18 protein-coding genes are annotated in these 18,868 nt (G+C 61.6%); 13 read left to right on the forward strand and 5 right to left on the reverse strand.

Annotation, left to right across the window (positions count from 1 at the left end; all coding sequences use genetic code 11):
• Positions 1-5: 5 nt before the first annotated feature.
• From PCLY_RS03945 to PCLY_RS03955, 3 genes are all read left to right on the forward strand, one after another.
• Positions 6-611 carry an arylesterase gene (locus tag PCLY_RS03945; protein ID WP_061237998.1) on the forward strand — a complete coding sequence of 202 codons (606 nt, stop codon included), beginning with the start codon at positions 6-8 and terminating at the stop codon, positions 609-611.
• Positions 612-701: 90 nt separating this feature from the next.
• Positions 702-983 (forward strand): hypothetical protein, encoded by a 282-nt coding sequence (locus tag PCLY_RS03950; protein WP_061237999.1) that lies wholly within the window; start codon positions 702-704, stop codon positions 981-983.
• A gap of 70 nt (positions 984-1,053) precedes the next feature.
• A complete protein-coding gene (locus PCLY_RS03955; RefSeq protein WP_061238000.1) occupies positions 1,054-2,010 on the forward strand; it encodes a L,D-transpeptidase family protein in 957 nt (318 codons plus the stop codon).
• Between the two features lie 138 nt (positions 2,011-2,148).
• On the opposite strand, the gene oprI is transcribed toward PCLY_RS03955, so the two are convergent.
• On the reverse strand, positions 2,149-2,400 hold the full coding sequence (gene oprI / locus PCLY_RS03960) for an outer membrane lipoprotei OprI (RefSeq protein WP_003239826.1): 252 nt from the start codon (positions 2,398-2,400) through the stop codon (positions 2,149-2,151).
• 269 nt (positions 2,401-2,669) lie between these two features.
• Between oprI and PCLY_RS03965 the strand changes: the two genes are divergently transcribed.
• Both PCLY_RS03965 and PCLY_RS03970 read left to right on the forward strand, forming a co-directional pair.
• The gene (locus PCLY_RS03965; protein WP_061238001.1) at positions 2,670-4,043 is read left to right on the forward strand and encodes a GntP family permease; all 1,374 of its coding nucleotides are present in this window, start codon (positions 2,670-2,672) and stop codon (positions 4,041-4,043) included.
• A gap of 145 nt (positions 4,044-4,188) precedes the next feature.
• Entirely contained in the window at positions 4,189-4,461 is a 273-nt protein-coding gene (locus PCLY_RS03970) for a GNAT family N-acetyltransferase (RefSeq protein WP_061238002.1), read from the forward strand.
• Positions 4,462-4,557: 96 nt separating this feature from the next.
• On the opposite strand, the gene PCLY_RS03975 is transcribed toward PCLY_RS03970, so the two are convergent.
• Both PCLY_RS03975 and PCLY_RS03980 read right to left on the reverse strand, forming a co-directional pair.
• Positions 4,558-5,634: a 3-deoxy-7-phosphoheptulonate synthase gene (locus tag PCLY_RS03975; protein WP_061238003.1), complete on the reverse strand. Its 1,077-nt coding sequence runs from the start codon at positions 5,632-5,634 to the stop codon at positions 4,558-4,560.
• Between the two features lie 206 nt (positions 5,635-5,840).
• On the reverse strand, positions 5,841-6,254 hold the full coding sequence (locus PCLY_RS03980) for a PilZ domain-containing protein (protein WP_061238004.1): 414 nt from the start codon (positions 6,252-6,254) through the stop codon (positions 5,841-5,843).
• Here PCLY_RS03980 and PCLY_RS03985 point away from each other — a divergent pair.
• The 5 genes from PCLY_RS03985 to cysB all read left to right on the forward strand — a co-directional run bounded on the left by PCLY_RS03985 (position 6,253) and on the right by cysB (position 10,193).
• Positions 6,253-6,639 (forward strand): YbbN family protein, encoded by a 387-nt coding sequence (locus PCLY_RS03985; protein ID WP_061238005.1) that lies wholly within the window; start codon positions 6,253-6,255, stop codon positions 6,637-6,639. The two genes, PCLY_RS03980 and PCLY_RS03985, sit on opposite strands and share 2 nt — an antisense overlap.
• On the forward strand, positions 6,639-7,595 hold the full coding sequence (locus tag PCLY_RS03990; RefSeq protein WP_061238006.1) for a putative 2-dehydropantoate 2-reductase: 957 nt from the start codon (positions 6,639-6,641) through the stop codon (positions 7,593-7,595). Before PCLY_RS03985 ends, PCLY_RS03990 begins: the two co-directional genes overlap by 1 nt.
• Before the next feature lie 2 nt (positions 7,596-7,597).
• Positions 7,598-8,503, forward strand: a complete 906-nt coding sequence (locus PCLY_RS03995) for a 5'-nucleotidase (protein ID WP_061238007.1) — start codon at positions 7,598-7,600, stop codon at positions 8,501-8,503.
• Positions 8,504-8,614: 111 nt separating this feature from the next.
• Entirely contained in the window at positions 8,615-9,115 is a 501-nt protein-coding gene (locus tag PCLY_RS04000) for a universal stress protein (RefSeq protein WP_061238008.1), read from the forward strand.
• A 103-nt stretch (positions 9,116-9,218) separates the two neighbouring features.
• Positions 9,219-10,193, forward strand: a complete 975-nt coding sequence (cysB, locus tag PCLY_RS04005) for an HTH-type transcriptional regulator CysB (protein ID WP_061238009.1) — start codon at positions 9,219-9,221, stop codon at positions 10,191-10,193.
• Between the two features lie 60 nt (positions 10,194-10,253).
• On the opposite strand, the gene PCLY_RS04010 is transcribed toward cysB, so the two are convergent.
• Positions 10,254-10,874 carry a phosphoadenosine phosphosulfate reductase domain-containing protein gene (locus PCLY_RS04010; protein ID WP_061238010.1) on the reverse strand — a complete coding sequence of 207 codons (621 nt, stop codon included), beginning with the start codon at positions 10,872-10,874 and terminating at the stop codon, positions 10,254-10,256.
• Between the two features lie 175 nt (positions 10,875-11,049).
• On the opposite strand from PCLY_RS04010, the gene thrH reads away from it, so the two are divergent.
• Entirely contained in the window at positions 11,050-11,667 is a 618-nt protein-coding gene (gene thrH / locus PCLY_RS04015) for a bifunctional phosphoserine phosphatase/homoserine phosphotransferase ThrH (protein ID WP_024308402.1), read from the forward strand.
• 51 nt (positions 11,668-11,718) lie between these two features.
• Here the strand turns inward: thrH and pabB are convergent, their stop codons facing one another.
• A complete protein-coding gene (gene pabB, locus PCLY_RS04020; RefSeq protein WP_061238011.1) occupies positions 11,719-13,077 on the reverse strand; it encodes an aminodeoxychorismate synthase component I in 1,359 nt (452 codons plus the stop codon).
• A gap of 164 nt (positions 13,078-13,241) precedes the next feature.
• Between pabB and PCLY_RS04025 the strand changes: the two genes are divergently transcribed.
• Entirely contained in the window at positions 13,242-15,956 is a 2,715-nt protein-coding gene (locus PCLY_RS04025) for a LuxR C-terminal-related transcriptional regulator (RefSeq protein WP_231740104.1), read from the forward strand.
• A complete protein-coding gene (locus tag PCLY_RS04030; RefSeq protein ID WP_061238013.1) occupies positions 15,953-18,676 on the forward strand; it encodes a helix-turn-helix transcriptional regulator in 2,724 nt (907 codons plus the stop codon). The genes PCLY_RS04025 and PCLY_RS04030 overlap by 4 nt, the downstream gene beginning before the upstream one ends.
• The last annotated feature ends 192 nt before the right edge of the window (positions 18,677-18,868 follow it).

Raw genomic sequence — 18,868 nt, forward strand, 5'->3', positions numbered from 1 at the left:
TCCAAATGCGTGCATGGTGGCTGAGTGGTGCCTTGGCCCTTATGTTCTGGGCTCAGGGAGCGGTTGCAGGCACCCTGCTTGTGGTCGGCGATAGTATCAGCGCGGCTTTTGGCCTGGATAGCCGCGTGGGATGGGTCGCTCTGCTGGAAAAACGCCTCGAGAAGGAGGGTTTCGAGCAGTCGGTGGTCAATGCGTCGATCAGCGGCGATACCAGTGCAGGCGGCGCCGCGCGGCTCTCTGCGCTGATCGCCGAGCACAAGCCGGAGCTGGTCATCATCGAGCTGGGGGGCAACGACGGTCTGCGTGGGCAGCCTCCCGCGCAATTGCAACAGAATCTTGCGTCGATGGTCGAGAAGTCACAACAGGCAGGGGCCAAGGTGCTCATTTTGGGGATGCGCCTGCCGCCCAATTATGGCGCTCGCTACACCAAGGCGTTTGCCCAGGTCTTCGCGGATGTGGCGGAGCAGAAGAAGGTGCCGCTGGTGCCGTTTTTCCTCGAGGGTGTCGGTGGCGTGCCAGGGATGATGCAGGCCGATGGCATTCATCCGACCGAGTCGGCGCAGGCCGTGTTGCTGGACAACGTCTGGCCGGCTTTGAAACCCATGCTCTGAGCGCGTGTTGCTGGCAGAAAACTGAGTAGGCAGAGGCTTTTCCGCCTCGAGCCTTTCGGCTAATGTGGCCGACCTGTCACGGAGCTCCAGATGCCGCGTCCCGCCTGGTCCCTATATGCCTATCAACTGATCGAGCCGGATGAGCAGCTGGATCTGTTCGCCTGTCGTGAGGTGCGTGTGCATCTGGTGGCTCGCCAGTTGCGCCTGGGCGGGCATGCTGATCGAACGCTGTGCGGCGGTTTGTTGCCGGCGCAGCCGCGTTGGCGTGCGCTGGAAAAGGTCTGGCTGCGTGATCGTCGACTCTGTCCTGCCTGTCTGGCGACCTTCGAGGCACAGCGCCAGGGCTTGTGCTCGAACTGGGCGGACGGCTGAGGTCTGCCAGGCTTTCCAGCGGCGGTGTACAATCGCCGCAATATCATTCAACTCTTCAAGGGACTCCCGGATGTTGTCGCGCTTTTCTGCGGTCAACCGCTGCCTGACTCTGGTCGCACTGTGCTCCAGTGCCGCAGTGCAGGCTCTCGAATTTCCGCTGCCGCCGCCAGGCGAGGACGTGGTAGGTCAGGTACAGGTGATCAAGGCCAAGTACGAGGACACCTTCGCCGACCTGGGAGCGGCAAATGACCTCGGTTATCTGGAAATGGTCGCGGCCAACCCGGGCGTGGATCCCTGGCTGCCGGGCGAGGGCACCGAGGTCATTTTGCCGACGCGCTACGTGCTGCCGCCTGGCCCGCGTGAAGGTATCGTGATCAACCTGGCTGAATATCGTCTGTACTACTTCCCGAAAGGGCAGAACGTGGTGCATACCTTCCCGCTGGGGATCGGTCGTGAGGGCTGGGGGTCGCCATTGGGCGTCGGTCACGTCACTGTGAAGACGCCGAACCCGGCCTGGTATCCGCCCAAGTCGATTCGTGAGGAACACGCTGCCGAGGGTGATTTCCTGCCCACCGTGGTTCCGCCAGGGCCGGACAACCCGCTGGGCCCGTACAAGCTGACGCTGTCGTTCCCGGGCTACCTGATCCATGGTTCGAACAAGAAGTTCGGCATTGGCATGCGCGTCAGCCATGGCTGCTTCCGCATGCTCAACCACAACGTGCTGGAGTTGGCCGGGTTGGTGCCGGTCGGTACGCCGGTGCGGATTCTCAACGAGCCTTACAAGTTCGGGGTGAGTGGTGGCAAGGTCTATCTCGAAGCACATGCACCGCTGGATGACGAAGGTGACCCGTCTGTCGTCGACAAGCACACGGCGGTGATCAACGCGCTGCTCAAGCGTGACGAGCTCAGCGGCCTGCGTCTCGATTGGGATATGGTTCGTGAGGTAGTGGCTGCCGAAGACGGCTTGCCGGTGCCTATCGCAGCGCAAACCGACAGTGTGGCGGTGAGCAGCGAAGGTACGTTCTGACCTGACCGGTTGCCAAGATGCCCGTCTGCATTCGTGTCGGCGGGCTTTTTTATTGCCTGAAGATCAGTGGCCTTGGTAGCAGGCAATAAAAAAGCCGCACCAGTTGCCTGGGGCGGCTTTCGAAAAAACGAGTCGCAATTACTTGCGGCTGGCTTTTTCCAGCATGCGCAGAGCACGCTCGTTAGCTTCGTCAGCGGTCTGCTGAGCTTTCTGAGCGGCGGCCAGAGCTTCATCAGCCTTGCGGTAGGCTTCGTCGGCACGGGCTTGGGCGCGAGCAGCTGCGTCTTCGGTAGCAGTCAGACGAGCTTCGGTTTCTTTGGACATGCTGCTGCAACCGGTAGCCAGAACTGCGGCCAGAGCCAGAGCAGAGAATTTCAGAACGTTGTTCATCGTGTTCCCCTTGAGGTGGAGTTTTCCATAAAGAGCAATTCCCCTAGTGTGGGAAATTGGCCGGCGTACATACTACCTATTACTTTTAGTAAGTAAACGGAGTCAGGGCAAGAGTTGCAGTTTTTTTTCTTCGGCCCAGACGCTGAAGGTTAGAGCGTATGGGGGTTGGCTAAAAAACAGTCAGTTACGTAATCGCTACAGTGTCGCGGTTGTACGAACTGTTATAACTGTCCTGATTTCTGAACTAAAACAATAAAGAGGGAACGCAGATGCTTGGCAATTTGGGACTCCTGTTCGGCTTGGCGCTACTTATTTTCATGGCGTTGCGTGGGGTGAACATATTCATCGCAGCATTGCTTTGTTCGATCCTGGTGGCGCTTACCAATGGCGTTGCCGTACCGAAGGCGCTGCTCGAGCACTTTCCGTTCGGCCCCCTTGGGGCATTCACCTTCGCTGGTAAGTTCTTCGTGCTGTTTCTCTGTGGCGCGATCTTCGGCAAGGTCATGGCCGCCAGCCAGGCTGCCAGCAGCATCGCTCAGGCCATCACCCTTGGGTTGGGCACGCAGCGCACGCTGTGGGTGGCGATGCTGGTTTGCGCGGTGCTGACCTATGGCGGGGTGGTGGTGTTCGTGGTGATCTTCACCATGTATCCACTGGGGATCACTCTGATGCGCGAGGCTAATCTGCCCAAGCGCCTGTTCTGCGCCGCGACTGCCCTGGGCGCAGGCACCTTCACCATGACGGCCTTGCCCGGTTCTCCTTCGATTCACAACGTGATCGCAGCCAGTGCGTTGGGCACCGACCTGTTCGCCGGCGCCTGGATTGGCCTGTTCGCATCGCTGGTGATGATCGTTTTGGGCATGGCTTATCTGCAGCGCGAATGGCGTCTGGCGCGCGAACGAGGCGAGGGCTTCGAGCCCAACGCGCAGGATGAGCGCATGCAGCAACTGGCCGGTGTCCCGGGTAGCGGGCCGCACTGGGGCTTGGCTCTGGTACCGATTGTAGTAGTGCTCGGGATCATCCTGTTGCCGCGCCTGCTGGCGCTGTCGGGCATGGTTGTGTCGGGCGAAGGTTCCTTGGGTGGACTGCTGGCCTTCAGCCAGGCGCAACCGATTCTCTGGCCCAGCCTCGCCCTGGTGATCGCCACCGGCGTGGCGGTGCTGATGTTTCCGGCCTTGCGCCGCAACACCGTCGGCTTGCTCGGGCAGGGCGCCGACGATGCCATCATGCCGCTGCTCAACACCGCCGCGGTGATCGGTTTTGGTGGTGTCGTGATCCAGACGGCGGGTTTCGCTCAGTTCGCTCAGTGGGTTCTGAGTGTGAACCTGCCGCCGCTGCTGTCGGTGTTCGCTTCGGTCAGTGTGGTATCGGGCATCGTCGGCTCCTCGTCTGGCGGCTTGCAGATCTTCATGCAGACGCTGGCGCCGCGTTATCTGGAGATGGGTGTCGACCCTGAGGTGCTGCATCGTATCGCCACGATCACTGCGGGCGGGCTGGATTCGCTGCCGCATTGTGGCGCGGTGATCGCGATGCTGATGATCATGGGCTTGACCCACAAGCAGGCATACAAGGACATCTTCGTCATCACGGTGTTGGTGCCGGTGATCGCGGCCTTGCTCTGCATTGCCCTGCTGAGCTTCTGATTGCGCGTGGCTGGGTGCTTCTGCGGCTGATAAGCTTGTCCAGTTGCCTGGACCGAAGTGCGGGGCGAATTTGTTCTTTCGTCAACGCGTCGGTATGGGGTAAAAATAGATGCGCCGCTAACGGTTTGCGGCTAGAGGAGTGAAGATGAGCGAGGTGTTGTCCATCCAGCATGACCAGACGAGTCACCAGTTCGTGACCACCGTCGATGGTGATCGTGCCTATCTGGCCTACATGGATCTGGGCAAGCAGACGCTGGATATCTATCGCACCTTCGTGCCCAATGCCCTGCGCGGTCGTGGCATTGCTGCAGCGCTTACCGAGCACGCGCTGCAATACGCCGAAGGCAGGGGCTATACGGTGATTCCTTCGTGCTCCTACGTCGAACGCTACATGGAGCGTCGCGCGCGCCATCAGTGAGCAGGTCGCTCGCGACGGGGCAAAACGCCCCCGCGAGTTGAACGCGGATACGAAAACGCCGGGCAATGCCCGGCGTTTTCTTTTACTGCAGTACCCTCAGCCGCGAGGGCGCTTGGGCAGTACATCCTTGAGCTTGGCATGCATGCTGCGCAGGCTCTTTTCGGTGGTATCCCAGTCGATGCAGGCATCGGTGATGGATACGCCGTACTTGAGGTCGCACAGGTTCTTCGGAATCGACTGGCTGCCCCAGCCCAGGTGGCTCTCGACCATCAGGCCGACGATGGAGTTGTTGCCTTCGAGAATCTGGTTGGCCACGTTCTCCAGCACCAGCGGCTGCAGGGCCGGATCCTTGTTGGAGTTGGCGTGGCTGCAATCGACCATGATGTTCGGGCGTATGCCGGCTTTTGTCAGTTCCTGCTCACAAATGGCCACACTCACCGAGTCGTAGTTGGGCTTGCCGTTACCGCCGCGCAGTACCACATGACCGTAGGCATTGCCCTTGGTGGTGACGATGGATACGCCGCCTTCCTGGTTGATGCCGAGGAAACGGTGCGGGCTGGAAACCGACTGCAGGGCATTGATGGCGACGGTCAAACCGCCATCGGTGCCGTTCTTGAAGCCGACGGCCGAGGACAGACCAGAGGCCATCTCACGGTGCGTCTGGGATTCGGTGGTGCGGGCGCCGATGGCCGACCAGCTGATCAGGTCCTGCAGGTATTGCGGGGAAATCGGGTCGAGCGCTTCGGTGGCAGTGGGCAGGCCCATTTCCGCCAGGTCACGCAGCAGTTTGCGGCCGATGTGCAGGCCATCCTGGATCTTGAACGAGTCATCCAGATAGGGATCGTTGATCAGACCTTTCCAGCCGACGGTGGTACGCGGCTTCTCGAAGTACACACGCATGACCAGGAACAGGCTGTCGGACAGCTCGGCGGCCAGCACCTTGAGGCGCTCGGCATACTCGTGAGCGGCCTTGATGTCGTGGATGGAGCAGGGGCCGACGACCACGAACAGGCGGTGATCCTTGCCGTCGAGGATGTCGCGTACCACCTGGCGGCCCTGGACAACGGTCTCCAGTGCTGCAGCGGTCAGGGGGATTTCGCGTTTGAGCTGATCGGGGGTGATCAGGGTTTCGTTGGAAGCGACGTTGAGGTCGTCGATCGGTAAATCAGCCATCGTGCTATTCATCGGGTCAGGTCGTCAGGTCACGGGTGCCGGCCGCCAGCGATCCCCTATGGCGGTGCACAGCTAGTTGGCGCAGGGGGAGCCGAACCTTAGCGCGTACAGGGCTGCACGACAATGGGCGTTAAGCCCAATGAGCCTCATAGATTGGCCGTATGAGGTGGCGTTTTTCCCTGGCCGGGGAGTGACTGGCGCTGCTTTCAGGCGAGATAGGGAAATTGTGCAGCATGCTTGGCGATCCAGTCCTGCGCGCATTGTTCGATGGCCATTGGCTGTCCCGACTCGTGTTCGAGCTGTTGTCGATAATGCTGAATCTGGCAGATCTGCTCGACCATGCGTGCGCGAAACAGGGTGTCTTCATCGATGAAGGCGATGCCCACCAGATAATCGTCCTCCAGGCGCCGACACCAGGCCACCACGCCGGGATAGTGAGCCTGGTCGCCCAGCAGCGGAATGCGCAGCTCGACCGAGGTGCCACGGCGAAAACCGCGTGGCGAGTTGCATGCAACCCCGCCCAGGCTGATATTGTTCAGCCGTTGTCGGGGGATGGGGGCTTGTCTACGTAGCACCAGTTCCACCGGCATGTCGCTTGGATGACGCAGAAACTTACGCATGAACACCGACCTCGAATGCAGGCAAACTGATATCAGTGAGTGCAGTATAGCGACGCAACTGGAGTTGACCGACCTGGATGCTGACCGCCGCCTGCTCGATCTTCCCGGAACATCGCTGCTGGTGTTCACTAGCACGGGTTGTGCCAGCTGCCGTTGGGCGCGCCAGGCACTGCCTAGCATGGCACTTCCGCTCGAGCGCCTGTGTTGGATCGATGCCGGGCGCAACGCCGGATTGGTGACGCGCTATGAGGTCTTCCATCTTCCGGCGTTGTTTCTGGTCAAGGACGGTCATTTCTTTGGCGCGTTGCATGCGCGCCTAACCCATTCCGACCTGGTTACTGCCATGGACGAAGCCATGCTTCGCCCGGCTGAGGAGCTTCCCTGATGTCTCAAACCCCCATGCTGCGTATCGGCATCATCGGCACCGGTGCCATTGGTGGTTTCTACGGCCTGATGCTGGCGCGCGCCGGCCATGACGTGCACTTTCTGTTGCGCAGCGAATATGGCGCGGTGGTCGAGCGTGGCCTGCAACTGAACAGCGCTGTGCATGGGGCAGTGAATCTGGCGCCGGTGCAGGCCTATCAGCAGGTCGACGATATGCCACCGTGCGACTGGCTGCTGGTCGGGGCCAAGACCACGGCCAATGCCGAACTGGCGCCGCTGATCGGCAAAGCTGCAGCGCCTGGCGCCAAGGTGGTCCTGCTGCAAAATGGCCTGGCAGTGGAGGACGAGTTGCGTCCACTGTTGCGCGACGACCTGCATTTGCTGGGCGGGCTCTGCTACATCTGCGTTCATCGCAGCGCTCCCGGGGTCATCGAGCACCAGGCGCTGGGCGCGATCAATCTGGCCTACCACTCCGGACCGCTGATCGACGACGAGGCGCGCCTGGCATTGGCCGAGGAGGGCGCCAACCTGCTGCGCAGCACCGGCCTGGATTCGCTGGCGATGCGCAATCTGGCGCAGACGCGTTGGCAGAAGCTGGTGTGGAACATCCCCTATAACGGCCTGTCGGTGTTGCTCGACGCCGACACGCAGCGGCTGATGGGCAATCCCGACAGCCGTGCGCTGATCGCGGGCATGATGCAGGAGGTGGTCATGGCCGCTCAGGCGTTGGGTCACGGCATGCCGGACAGCTACGCAGACAAGCTGCTGGCTGCCACGCAGCGCATGCCCGACTACCTGCCGAGCATGTATCACGATTTCGCTCAGGGCCGCCCGGCGGAACTGCATGCCATCTATGAGGCGCCACTGGCCGCTGCGGACGCGGTCGGGGTCGATATGCCCAAGGTACGCGCCCTGCATCAGGCGCTTCGCTTCATTCAGGCTCGCAGGGAGGCCTAGGCATGGGCAAGGGGCTGGGGGACAAGTTGGTGCTGGCGATCTCTTCGCGGGCACTGTTCGATCTGAGCGAGAGTCACCAGATCTATGAAAGCGAAGGCGTGGAAGCCTATCGCCGTTATCAGATTGAGCACGAAGACGAAGTGCTGATGCCGGGCGACGCTTTCCCGCTGGTGGAGAAGTTGCTGGGGCTCAACGAGCGTCTTAGCGAGCAGCGTGTGGAAGTCATCCTGGTGTCGCGCAACAGCGCCGATACCGGCTTGCGTGCCTTCAACTCGATCCAGCACTACGGCCTCGGTATCTCCCGCGCAGCCTTCGTCGGCGGGCGCAGTCCCGATCCTTACCTGGCGGCCTTCGGCTGCCACCTGTTTCTCTCTACCCATGCCGAGGATGTGCGCAATGCGCTGAAAGCCGGTTTTGGCGCGGCCACGCTGCTTTCCGGTGGTGCGCGGCGAGCCAACAGCAACGAGCTGCGGATCGCCTTCGATGGCGATGCCGTGCTGTTTTCCGATGACTCCGAGCGGGTCTACCAGAGTGGCGGCCTCAACGCCTTTCAGGATCATGAGCGTGAAGCCGCTCGGCAAGCCTTGCCAGGCGGGCCTTTCAAACCATTTCTGGCGGCGTTGCACCGGCTGCAGCAGGAGTTTCCCGAAGCCGAGTGCCCGATTCGTACCGCGTTGGTCACTGCGCGTTCGGCACCAGCTCACGAACGGGTGATTCGCACCCTGCGTGAGTGGAACATCCGTCTGGACGAATCCTTCTTCCTCGGTGGCTTGGACAAGTCAGCGGTGCTCGAAGCCTTCGCCGCCGATGTGTTCTTCGATGACCAGACCGGGCACTGCGAAAAGGCCCGCCAGGTGGTGGCTACCGGTCATGTGCCACATGGTGTGAGCAACGAGCTGCTGCCGTGAGCCTGGACGACCGCATATAGCCATTCGTCCTAAATAACCTCGCGGACCTTGCTTTGTCTGATGCGCTGCTAAGCTCAATCATGGGCCTGCGCCAGCAGTCGAGGAGGCCGTGTGATCCGTTCGATTCTCTATGCTACCGATCTGGGGCTTTACGCCTCCTATGTGCTGCAGCACGCCCTCGCAATGAGTCGTAGCTTCAAGGCCGATCTCTACGTGGTGCACGCCGTGGAGCCTATGGGGCTGTTCGCCGAGTCCGTCCTGCAGACCTATCTGGATGAGGAAATCCTGGGGGAGCTTCGCCGCAATGGGCTGAGTACGGTCATGGGCAGCATCGAGCAGCGCGTACTGGAGGGCTTTCGCGACGAGTTGGGTGATGGTCTGCAGGACCTGCAGCTGATACGTGCGGTGCGGGTGCTGCAGGGGGATCCACCCGCGGTGATTCTCGAGGAAGCGCAGAAACTTGGAGTGGATCTGCTGGTCGTAGGCAGTCATAGCCATGGTGCGGAGCTGGCTGTGCCGCTGGGACGAACGGCAGCGCGCATCGTGCAGCTGTCGGAGGTGCCGGTGTACCTGGTGCCGATGCTGCAGCATCGGGGGCATGGGGATTTGTAACGGAGGGCTAATAAAAAGTTCTAGTCTGTCAGATTAAACCAATAATATGGTTATATACGGCATTGGCGGTTGTTGGCCTGCCTTACTGCTCTGAGGGAAACATATGAAGCTTCAGCAATTGCGCTACATCTGGGAAGTTGCGCACCACGACCTCAACGTATCGGCTACCGCTCAGAGCCTGTACACCTCGCAACCAGGGATCAGCAAGCAGATTCGCTTGCTCGAGGATGAGCTGGGCGTGGAAGTCTTCGCTCGCAGTGGCAAGCACCTGACCCGCGTGACCCCAGCTGGAGAACGCATCATCACCACCGCCGGCGAGATTCTGCGCAAGGTCGAAAGCATCAAGCAGATCGCCCAGGAGTTCTCCAACGAGAAGAAGGGCACGCTATCCATCGCCACCACGCACACCCAGGCGCGCTACGCCTTGCCGCCGGTGATCAGTGCCTTCATCAAGCAATACCCGGACGTGGCCTTGCACATGCATCAGGGCACGCCGACCCAGATCGCCGAGATGGCGGCCGACGGCAGCGTGGATTTCGCCATCGCCACCGAAGGTCTTGAGCTGTTCAACGACCTGATCATGATGCCCTGCTACCGCTGGAACCGCTGCGTTGTCGTGCCGCAGGGCCATCCGTTGACCAAGCTGCCGAAACTGACCCTGGAGGCGCTGGCCGAACACCCCATCGTCACTTACGTATTCGGTTTCACCGGGCGCTCGAAGCTGGATGAGGCCTTCAGTCATCGCGGCCTGACGCCCAAGGTGGTGTTCACCGCGGCCGATGCCGACGTGATCAAGACCTATGTGCGCCTGAACCTGGGCGTTGGCATCGTGGCCAAGATGGCGGTTGACGCCAAGCTTGATCCTGATCTGGTGGTGCTCGACGCCGATGACCTGTTCGAGCCCAGCGTGACCCGGATCGGCTTCCGGCGTGGCACCTTCCTGCGCGGCTTCATGTGCGATTTCATCGAGCGTTTCGCCCCGCATCTGACCCGTGACATGTTGGCCAAGGCCGTGCAGTGCCACAACAAGTCCGAGCTGGAAGAACTGTTCAGCGGCGTCGAACTACCGATGCACTGAACACCTGACCGAAACGAAAATGGCGCCCTTGGGCGCCATTTTCGTTTTGCACGGGAGCGATCAGTGGCTCAGGTGCAGACCGCACTCGCGATTGTCTTCACCCTTGGTCGGGTCGAAGTAATCGAACTCGTTCGGCAGGTCATGGGCGACCAGGTACTGGTAGAGGTCCTTGGAGCTCCAGTGCAGCAGGGGCGCGACCTTGATCAGGCCGTCCGGGTTGATGCTGATCGGATCCATCTGCGCACGTACGGCAGTGTCGGTCGCGCGCAGGGCGGTGAACCAGACGCTGGGTGCGGTCTCGCGCAGGGCGCGGGCGAAGGGCTCGAGCTTCACCTCTTCGGTGAACGCCGCGTGACGCGGATCGTCCAGCGCGGGTACCGGGCCGTCGATGGCTTCGCGATGGGCACGCGAGCGCTTGGGCAGGTAGGTGATGAGGTTGAGATTGAGCTTGCGCGCTACCTCATTGGCGAAGCGATAGGTGGCGTCGGTGTTGTAGCCGCTGTCCATCCAGACCACCGGGATGTCCGGCTTGACCTGGCTGACCATATGCAGGATCACCGCTTCGAACGGGCGGAAGTTGGTGGTGCAGATGGCCGGTTTGCCCAGCCCGATAGCCCACTGAACCAGCTTTTCAGGCTGGTTGCCGAATTCGGCGTTGAGCGCGTCCAGGTCGAGTTCCATGTTGAGGGCTCCAGATCAAGTGCGTGAGGGCGCGATGGTAGCAAAGGCCGGTTATACAGCTAAATAACTAAGGCTATTGTTGACCTGTCTTATGGTTATAAGCAGGTTGCATTGCGCCACTCAGGTTCAGCGGCTAGAGTGCCGGCTCCTTTTTGGCTCAACCGAGGAGTGGCCTGTGGAAATCGCGTGTCTCGACCTGGAAGGCGTACTGGTCCCGGAAATCTGGATCGCCTTTGCGGAAAAAACCGGCATCGAGTCGCTCAAGGCGACCACCCGCGACATCCCCGATTACGACGTGCTGATGCAACAGCGCCTGCGTATTCTCGATGAGCACGGCCTGAAGTTGAAGGATATCCAGGACGTGATTGCCACACTGAAGCCTCTCGATGGTGCAGTGGAATTCGTCGATTGGCTGCGTGAGCGCTTCCAGGTGGTGATCCTCTCCGACACCTTCTACGAGTTCTCCCAGCCGCTGATGCGCCAACTCGGTTTCCCGACCCTGCTGTGCCATCGTCTGATCACCGACGAGAACGATCGCGTGGTCAGCTACCAACTGCGTCAGAAAGACCCCAAGCGTCAGTCGGTAATCGCTTTCAAGAGTCTGTATTACCGCGTGATCGCCGCTGGCGACTCGTACAACGACACCACCATGCTCAGCGAAGCCCATGCCGGCATCCTGTTCCATGCACCGGACAACGTGATTCGCGAGTTTCCGCAGTTCCCGGCGGTGCACACTTATGAAGACCTCAAGCAAGAGTTCCTCAAAGCGTCGAATCGCAAGCTGAGCCTGTAACGCCGAACCATGAAAAACGCCGCGAATCGCGGCGTTTTTCGTTTGGAGCCCTTACTGGGTCGGTGCCGGCAAGCGCTCCAGCGTCTCCAGCAGCACCTTCACCTTGGTGATGGACTCCTGGTACTCGGCCTGCCAGTTGGAGTCGGCGACGATGCCGCCACCTCCCCAGCAACTGACCTTGCAGTCCTTGACCAGCAGGCTGCGAATGGCGATGGAGCTGTCCATCTCGCCGCGCACGTCGAGATACAGCAGGGAGCCGCAGTACAGCCCGCGTCGAGTTGGCTCCAATTCATCGATGATCTGCATGGCGCGGATCTTCGGTGCACCGGTGATGGAACCACCTGGGAAGCTGCCAGCGATGAGGTCCAGCGCATCCTTGCCGGGCGCCAGTTCGGCGGTCACGCAACTGACCAGATGATGCACGTTGGGATAGCTCTCCAGGGCGAACAGCTCCGGCACTTTCACCGAGCCGACCTGGCAGCTGCGACCGAGATCGTTGCGCAGCAGATCGACGATCATCAGGTTCTCGGCGCGATCCTTGCGGCTCGCCAGTAGCTCTTGGGCCTGCGCCTGATCATCGTCGGCATCATGGCCACGGCGTCGCGTGCCTTTGATCGGGCGGGTTTCCACCTGGCCCTGGCTGACCTTGAGAAAACGCTCGGGCGAGAGGCTGAGAATGGCGTCGCCATTGCCCAGGTTCTGAAAACCAGAAAAGGGCGTAGGACAGGCCTGGCGCAGTGCCAGATAGGCGGCCCAGGGGTCACCCTCGCAGGGCGCCTGAAAACGCTGGGCGAAGTTCACCTGATAACAATCGCCGGCAAGGATGTAGCCCTGGATGCGTTCGATGGCCTGGCGATAGCGGTGCTGATCGATATCGGCCTGGAATGGTTGAGTCAGGTAGAAGGAGGCGCCTTGATCCTCAGGTGCTGCTGCGAACAGCGTTTGCAGACGCTGCCGCTCGGCCTCCGGCAGGGTCGGATGAAACATCAGGACGCTGCTGCCCAGCTGGTGATCGCTGATCAGTGCCCAGGCATAGAGGCCGAAGCGCGCATCCTGCAGATGCAGATCATCGATGCTCTGCTCGGGCAGTGCCTCGAGACGACGACCGAAGTCATAAGACAGATAGCCGATCAAGCCACCGACGAATGGCAATGGCTGCTGCGCCGGTGCATCGGCGTGGCCAAGGCTCTGCAATGCGCCTCGCAGGCGTTGCAGGAAGTCGTTGGCCGATTCGTCGCTCGCTGGCGCCAGTTCTGCCAATGGCCAGGCACTCATAAGGTCATAGCGTCCACGCTCGGCCCCCGGGTGTCCGGCATCCAGCAGTACGGCGCCGGGTGCCTGGCGGATGCGCTGGAAGTGGTCGCTGGGATCTTTCCGGTAAGCAATCGGGTGCAGAGAGCAGCTTGGCATGCGTGGCATTCGGGAGTGTGGGAGGGACGATTGTAGTCTGCCGCTAACATTCATCCTAGAGCTTGTGCCGGGTTTGCTCCGGCGCGTTCAGCTGATTAGTATTGAGTCGTGCCAGGACGTTGAACTGTCGTACCAGAACAATAATTAACGAAGGGATCCAGGCCATGGATGAAGTTATAGGTCCAGCCGCTGGAAGCCTGCTGCGTTCGAAACTGTCGCCGCCCCAGGCATCTGCGGACTATTTGGCAAGACCCCAGGTCGAAGCCGCGTTATCGGCCCATCCCCACGCTCGTCTCGTGCTGTTTTGCGCACCTGCTGGCTTTGGCAAGACCACCGCGCTGGCGATGCTGGTGGAGCGTCGTCTTCAGGCCGGTAGTGCCGTTGCCTGGTTGTCGCTGGGTCCGGACGATGATGAGCCGGTACGTTTCTACCAGCAACTGATCGAAGCATTGGGCCGCGCATTGCCTGGCTTCGGTGACGACGCATCGGCCTACCTGCGCAACACCATGCGCGTGCCCGTCGAGGCGGTGATGGAAAGCCTGTTGGTAGACCTGTCACTGCGCTGCGAACCGCTCCTGCTGGTGCTCGACGATCTGCATCTGATCCAGGATGGCGAGCTGCTCGCGGCGCTCAACCGACTGGTCAAGCTAGCGCCGCCGAATTTCACCTTGGCCATCGGCAGCCGTTCGCAACCGGCACTGAGCCTGGCCACATTGCGCGCCAAGGGGTTGCTGCTGGAGCTCGGAAGCGAGGAACTCAGGCTCAATGCCGAGGAAACGCGCGGTTATCTGGAGCGCAGCGGTCTGCAGCTCGATGCCGAGGAGTTTGGTGCGCTGTATAGCCACACCGAGGGTTGGATGGTCGGGGTGCACCTGGCCAGCCTGTGGCTGCGCAACCACCCGCAACCGACCGAGCGCATGGCGGAGCTGGGCGCCGACAAGAACGCCGTGGGTGACTACCTGCTGCGCTCGGTATTCGAGCAGTTACCGGCCGAGCGTCAGGAGCAACTGCTGGCACTCGGCGTGGCACAACAGCTCAGCGGTGATCTGGCCAGTACGCTGACCGGACGCCATGACGGCCAGCAGCTGCTGGAAGACCTGGAGGTCATGCAGCTGTTTCTCCTGCCCATGGATCGCGAACGCCAGTGGTATCGCTTCCATAACCTGTTCGCCGAATTTCTCCGTGCGCGCCTCAAGGAGCGCGATCCGGAGCGTTTCAAGCAGCTGCATTTCAATGCCAGCCTGTGGTTCACCAATCACCACATGCAGAACCTGGCCATCGAGCACGCCCGTCATGCCGAAGATGCCGAGATGCTCGCTGCGCTGCTCGACGGCTGCGGCCTGGAGCTGATCAACCGTGGCCAACTCAACCTTATCTACAAATGGCGCCAGCACGTGCCGGACGAGATCGCTGCGCGTTTTCCCGTGCTGGTGCTGGCCGATGTCTGGACCCGTGCGGCCGAGCTGGGGCTGAGCGAGGCCAATCGCATGCTCGATGAGCTGCTGGAGCGCTGGGGCGAGTCACGCACGAACGGGCCGCTGAGTGACAAGGTATTGGCGACGCTGGCGATCAAGGCGGTGATCGCCCTGCAGAAAGACGACCTGGATACCTGCGTCGTTCTGGCGCGGCGCATCGAGGCGCAACTGGGCCAGCACACGGCCTTCCTTGAGGTGGCGATTCTCACCGTCGGCGCTTTGGCCAGCGTCATGCTCGGCCAGGGCGGCCATGCGCGCAAGCTGCTGGCGCTGGCGCAGCAGCGCAACCATTTCCTCGAAGGTCGTTATCTGGACATGCAGCTGGCCAATGTGGAAATCCTGCTGTGTCTGGAACAGGGAAGAGTGAAGCAGGCACAGCTGTTGTTCGAACAGTTACGCGCGCGCGTGATGCCCTGGTTCGGCGAAAAGTCCCGCGCGCTGGTTCTACCCACCATCAGCGAGGCGCTGATCGCCTATCAGCAAGGCCGCCTGGAAGGCCTGCAGGATCGGCTGCGCTGGGCTCTGGCGACGGTCGACGTGATCAATCCGATCGATCTCTATGCTCAGGCGATGCTCTGTCTGGCGCGTTTGCAGCGTCAGCAGGATGCTCCGAAGGAGGCCGTCGCGACTCTGGTGCTGATGCAGAATCTGGCAGCCCGTCACCACTCCTGGCGCTTCTACGTGCAGGCTGTGGGCGAGGAGATTGCCTGGACGCTTCAGGAACCGCTGGCCGATCGCAGCAAGCGCGCAGAACAGCGCCTGAAGTCGGTGGACTGGAACAAGCTGGCAGGTCATTACAAACAGCGCAGTTTCAACCCGGTGTCCTGGGTGTTGGGGCTGACCCGCATTCGCCTGCAGCAGGCGCGCGGACATTACAGCGAAGCGCTGCATGAGATCACCCAGCTGCGCGGTCAGTTGCAGGAAGGCTGGCACGGGCTATACGGCCTGCGCCTGGATCTGCTCGCGGCGTTGAGCTATCAGCGTCTGGGCTATCAGGAGCGCGCACAAAGCCTGCTGGTGCAGTGCTTGATCGGGGCCGAACGAGAAGAAGTTCGCAGCCTGTTCATCGAGGAAGGCGAGGCGATCCGCCAGATGTTGCAGCAGCTGGAGTCCGCCGAGCGCCAACCGGCATTGCAGGTATTCATTCGCAGTCTGTTGAGCGCCTGGCCCGGCCAGGAGTCACGGCAGGCGCTGGATGTGCTGGAGGAAGGGCTGACCGAGCGTGAGCGCGAAGTGGTCTGCCTGGCCGCCAAGGGCATGTCCAACGAAGAGATCGGCCAGCAGCTGTCGCTGGCCCTGGGGACCGTCAAATGGCACCTGCACAACATCTACGAAAAGCTCAAGGTGCGTAACCGCACCCAAGCCATCCGTCGTGCCCGCGAGCTGAGCCTACTCGAATCATGAACAGTCAGAATCCGACCTGCCAAGCTGCTGCTCCGCTGTTGCGTACCAAGCTGTATCCCGCCCACGCCGAGGGCGCTCCGCTGTTGGAGCGTTCGGCCTTGATCGAGCGTTTGCTGGAGGCGCGTGAGCAACGCCTGATGGTTCTCAGTGCACCCGCCGGCTTCGGCAAGAGCACCGTCCTCAGCCAGTTGCGCAGTCGCTTGCAGGCGCAAGGTGCGCGCGTCGCCTGGTTGTCGTGCGATGAGAGCGACAGTGAACCGGCAAGGCTGCTGCAGTACCTGGTGGCGGCCGTCGCCGCCGTCTGCCCGGGGTTCGGGAGCAGCGCTACGGCGCTGCTTCAGGGCGAGATCAGCTGGCCCCTGGAGGCAGCGATAGATGCATTTATCGATGATCTGAAAGGGCTGCCGCAAGACCTCTACCTGATGCTCGACGACTTCCACCGTATTCGCCATCCCACGCTTGGTCAGAGCTCGCGCTATCTGATCGAGCGCCTGCCCAAACAGGTACGACTGGTGGCCAGTACCCGTCATCAGCCACGTTTTCTCGATGAGTCGCCCGCGTTCGCTGGCTGGGCGTTCTGGCTCAAGGCCGAGGACCTGCGTCTGACCCGGGCGGAGACGGCCGCTTACTTGCGCGACATCAAGCGCCTGGCTCTGGATGACCATGAGCTCGATCTGCTGCATGCGCGTACCGAGGGCTGGATCACGGCCCTGCATCTGGCGGCGCTGGCCTTGCCGCGCCAGCGCGATCGCGCCGCGTTTCTCGCCGGCTTGTCAGGCGCCGAACGCAATATCGCCGACTACCTGGCCGAGGATGTGGTGGCCAGCTTGCCGGAAGCGATGCAGCTGTTTCTCGACCAGACCTCGGTGCTCGATGAATTCAACGCCGGCCTGTGTGACGCCCTTACCGGACATCAGGACGGTGGTGACATGCTGCATCGCCTGCAGGGTGAGCAGCTGTTCGTGATCCCACTGGACGAGCAGGGCGAATGGTTTCGCTATCACCATCTGTTCGCCGAGTTCCTGCAGGGACGCCTGGCCAAACGTGGCGACCCGGCGCACCTGCTGCACGCGGCGGCACGTTGGTGCGAAAGCAACGACCTCGCCGACAAGGCGATCAAGTACGCCTTGCGGGCTCGCGATTACGCGTTCGCCGCCGAACTGCTGGAGCGCCAGGGCGCGCGCCTGATCGCCGGCAATCGGGTGTACGGCATCCTCGCCATTCTCAAGGATATTCCGCCGGTGGAGATCACCGAGCAGCCGGTGTTCCAGATCTTCTATGCCTGGCAATTGGCGTTCGAGCAGAAGTTCGCCGAATCCGAGGCGTTGATCGAGGAGGTGAGCACGCGCCTGACGCAAGGGCGCGGCAAGGGTATGCACTTCGGGCTGATCGAGCTGCTGGCCGCCGCTCAGGTGCTCAAGGCGCTGGTCATGCTGTATCAGGACAAGCTCGAAGCCTGCCTCAAGGTCGCCAGTCAGTGGCTGGCGCTGGTGCCGCAGAACCAGCCGGTGTTCCGTGCCAGCCTGGCGTGCGTGCAAGCGGCGGCGTTTGCGCTGCTCGGCGAGTTCGGTGAGGCGGCCAAGGCGATTACCGTGGCGCGGGAGAACCTGCGCCAGTGCGAGAGCGAGTACCTGCACGTGATGGCCAGCCTGATCGAGGCCCTGATCTGCAAGGAATACGGCGAACTGGAGCGTGGCCGCTCCCTGGCCGAGGCTGCGCGGGCGAGGGTGGAGCAGGTTTTTGGTCGACGTAGCCGGGTTGGCGGTCCACTTGCGTTGGCCTATGCCGACCTGCTTTACGAGCAGGACCGGCACGGTGCAATCCTCGCCGAATTGCCGTTGGCGACCACCTGGCGTGATGTCGCCACCCCGGTCGAGTTGATCAGTCGCGGCAAGCTGGTGATGGCGCGGGCGCGCTTCTTCGCCGGAGCGGGCGAGCAGGGGCTGGAGGAGCTCGACGAGTGGCTGGCCGGTTTGCAGGGGCTGGGCTACGAGCGTGTATTCGCCATTGGCATGAGCTGCAAGGTGCAGTTCCTGCTGTGGCTGCGCAGGCCCAATGAGGCGCAGCGCATTTATCAGCAACTGGAGCGCCATATCGCCGCGCTGCCCATCGAGCGCTATGGCGATGCGCATACGGTGTTGGCGCTGAGCCAGGCGCGCCTGGCATTGAGCGAACGACGGGTGGACAAGGCCCAGGCGTGCCTGGAGGCCTGTCTGGCGAAGCAGGGCGCCAAGCACCAGCGAGATCGGCGCCTGCGTCTGAGCCTGTTACTTTCTGTGGCGTATTGGCGCAAAGGTAACAGCGAAAAAGCCTTCGCCTTGTTGCGCTCGACGCTGGCGGAAGCCTGGCAATGCGGTTATCGCCGGCTGTTCCAGGACGACGCGCTATGGCTGTTGCCGCTCTGGGATGCTTGGCGCTGTGCCGACTCCAGGCGCGCCAACGCCTGGCAGGGGGTGGCGGAAATGCTCCGTGAACAGTGCCGCAGGCTGGCTATTGATCCTGAAAGTTTCGAGGAAAATCAGGATGTTAGCCATCGCGAGCGAGAAATACTGCGGCTCGTTGCGGCCGGGCTTTCCAATCGCGATATCGCCCAGGCGGTGCACCTCTCCGAGGCAACCATCAAATGGCACCTGCACAACCTGTTCTCCAAGCTTGGGGTACGTAGCCGCACTCAAGCGGTGCTCAAGGGCAAGAGTCTGGGGCTGTTGAGCGAGGCGTGACGGGGAGGGCGGTAAAAGAGCCGTGCTCCATCCCTTGGATGGGCTGGCAGTTGAATGGCGGGTTAGTAGCTTGTAGCCATCTCGAAGCGCAGCGCGTTTCGCGACTCCAAACCTGGCGTACCTAAGGAAGCCGCGACAGGTCTGGTGATCGGCATGAGCCGGTCAGGCTGCTTGTGACAGGACGTCACCGGC

The organism is Ectopseudomonas composti, assembly GCF_001567565.1.
Taxonomy (GTDB): domain Bacteria; phylum Pseudomonadota; class Gammaproteobacteria; order Pseudomonadales; family Pseudomonadaceae; genus Aquipseudomonas; species Aquipseudomonas composti_A.

Bases quoted from the DNA above. Each gene is read 5' to 3' on its own strand.
- PCLY_RS04010 (WP_061238010.1), bottom strand. From the start codon at position 10,874: ATGGAACTCGACCTGGACGCGCTCAACGCCGAATTCGGCAACCAGCCT.
- PCLY_RS03975 (WP_061238003.1), bottom strand. From the start codon at position 5,634: ATGGCTGATTTACCGATCGACGACCTCAACGTCGCTTCCAACGAAACC.
- PCLY_RS03950 (WP_061237999.1), top strand. From the start codon at position 702: ATGCCGCGTCCCGCCTGGTCCCTATATGCCTATCAACTGATCGAGCCG.
- pabB (WP_061238011.1), bottom strand. From the start codon at position 13,077: ATGCCAAGCTGCTCTCTGCACCCGATTGCTTACCGGAAAGATCCCAGC.
- PCLY_RS03990 (WP_061238006.1), top strand. From the start codon at position 6,639: ATGTCTCAAACCCCCATGCTGCGTATCGGCATCATCGGCACCGGTGCC.
- PCLY_RS04030 (WP_061238013.1), top strand. From the start codon at position 15,953: ATGAACAGTCAGAATCCGACCTGCCAAGCTGCTGCTCCGCTGTTGCGT.
- PCLY_RS03970 (WP_061238002.1), top strand. From the start codon at position 4,189: ATGAGCGAGGTGTTGTCCATCCAGCATGACCAGACGAGTCACCAGTTC.
- PCLY_RS03965 (WP_061238001.1), top strand. From the start codon at position 2,670: ATGCTTGGCAATTTGGGACTCCTGTTCGGCTTGGCGCTACTTATTTTC.
- oprI (WP_003239826.1), bottom strand. From the start codon at position 2,400: ATGAACAACGTTCTGAAATTCTCTGCTCTGGCTCTGGCCGCAGTTCTG.
- cysB (WP_061238009.1), top strand. From the start codon at position 9,219: ATGAAGCTTCAGCAATTGCGCTACATCTGGGAAGTTGCGCACCACGAC.
- PCLY_RS03995 (WP_061238007.1), top strand. From the start codon at position 7,598: ATGGGCAAGGGGCTGGGGGACAAGTTGGTGCTGGCGATCTCTTCGCGG.
- PCLY_RS03985 (WP_061238005.1), top strand. From the start codon at position 6,253: ATGAACACCGACCTCGAATGCAGGCAAACTGATATCAGTGAGTGCAGT.
- PCLY_RS03980 (WP_061238004.1), bottom strand. From the start codon at position 6,254: ATGCGTAAGTTTCTGCGTCATCCAAGCGACATGCCGGTGGAACTGGTG.
- PCLY_RS03945 (WP_061237998.1), top strand. From the start codon at position 6: ATGCGTGCATGGTGGCTGAGTGGTGCCTTGGCCCTTATGTTCTGGGCT.
- PCLY_RS03955 (WP_061238000.1), top strand. From the start codon at position 1,054: ATGTTGTCGCGCTTTTCTGCGGTCAACCGCTGCCTGACTCTGGTCGCA.
- PCLY_RS04025 (WP_231740104.1), top strand. From the start codon at position 13,242: ATGGATGAAGTTATAGGTCCAGCCGCTGGAAGCCTGCTGCGTTCGAAA.